This is a genomic window from Aeromonas media, assembly GCF_000819985.1.
GTDB classification, from domain to species: domain Bacteria; phylum Pseudomonadota; class Gammaproteobacteria; order Enterobacterales; family Aeromonadaceae; genus Aeromonas; species Aeromonas media.
Genome location: NZ_CDBZ01000002.1, coordinates 10,314 through 11,396 on the forward strand (window position 1 = coordinate 10,314; position 1,083 = coordinate 11,396).

Annotated in this window: 2 protein-coding genes; both read right to left on the reverse strand. The window is 65.1% G+C overall.

Annotation, left to right across the window (positions count from 1 at the left end; genetic code table 11):
- Window positions 1-88: 88 nt before the first annotated feature.
- Window positions 89-859, reverse strand: a complete 771-nt coding sequence (locus tag BN1127_RS00050; protein WP_042648055.1) for an ABC transporter ATP-binding protein — start codon at window positions 857-859, stop codon at window positions 89-91.
- On the reverse strand, window positions 852-1,083 hold a 232-nt coding region (locus tag BN1127_RS00055), incomplete at its 5' end, for an iron chelate uptake ABC transporter family permease subunit (RefSeq protein WP_042648056.1). The genes BN1127_RS00055 and BN1127_RS00050, both read right to left, overlap by 8 nt.

Here is a 1,083-nt window from a genome sequence, read left to right on the forward strand (position 1 = left end):
GTCCCGCCAGTAGGAGGCGCCGTTCATCTTGTGTGTACTCGGGAGCCGGTTGCGGGCCATGCCGAAGGCGCCGTCATGGGAAGTCTTGTCATGATTGTCTTCGCAGGGTACGCAGGAAGGGGGTACCGCTCTGATCGTGGCTTATCTGCACCGGCACCTGATAGAGGCGCTCGATGAGGGCTGCATCGAGCACCCGAGAGGGGGGGCCGAAGGCCTGCAGATCGCCCCCTGCCAGCACGATCAGCTGATCGGCGAACTGGGCCGCCAGGTTGAGATCGTGCAGCACCACCAGAGTGATCCACTGCTGCTCCCGGGTCTGCTGGCAGAGGTGCTCCATCAGCTGCATCTGGTGATGCAGGTCCAGGGCGCTGACCGGCTCGTCCAGCATCATGATGCGGGGATCGCGCAGCAGCACCTGGGCAAAGAGCACCATCTGCCGCTGACCGCCGCTCAAGGAGTAGAGGGGGCGATCCGCCAGATGGGCGATGCCGAGCGCCTGCAGGGCGCGGCCAGCCGCCAGTATGTCCTCGTCCGCCAGACGCATGGAGAGGCTGTCGAGGCGCCCCAGCACCACCACTTCGATGACGCTCAAATCCAGCTCCAGCTGGATGTTCTGGGGCATGTAGCCAAACTGCTGGCGCCATTTGGCTTGTGTCATCTGGCGGGCACTCTGGCCCCCCAGGCGGATGTCGCCATCGGCCGGGGTCAGTTCACCGAACAGGGCGCGCAGCAGCGAGGTCTTGCCGGTCCCGTTCGGGCCAATGATCACATGGACCTGACCCGGATGCAGGGTCAGGTCGAGCTCCCGCAGCAGGGTCTGCTGGCCGAGGGAGAGGGAGAGTCGGGTTATCTCAAGCACGTTTACGCCCCCTGCCGAGGATCAGCCAGATGAAGAAGGGCACGCCAATCAGGGCGGTGACGATGCCGATGGGAAAGAGGGCGCCCGGAATGATGGACTTGGAGAGCACCGAGGCCGCCGACAACATGCAGGCACCGCACAGGGCCGAGAGCGGGATCAGGAAGCGCTGATCTTCCCCCACCAGCATACGGGCGATGTGGGGGGCCACCAGGCCGACGAAGCCG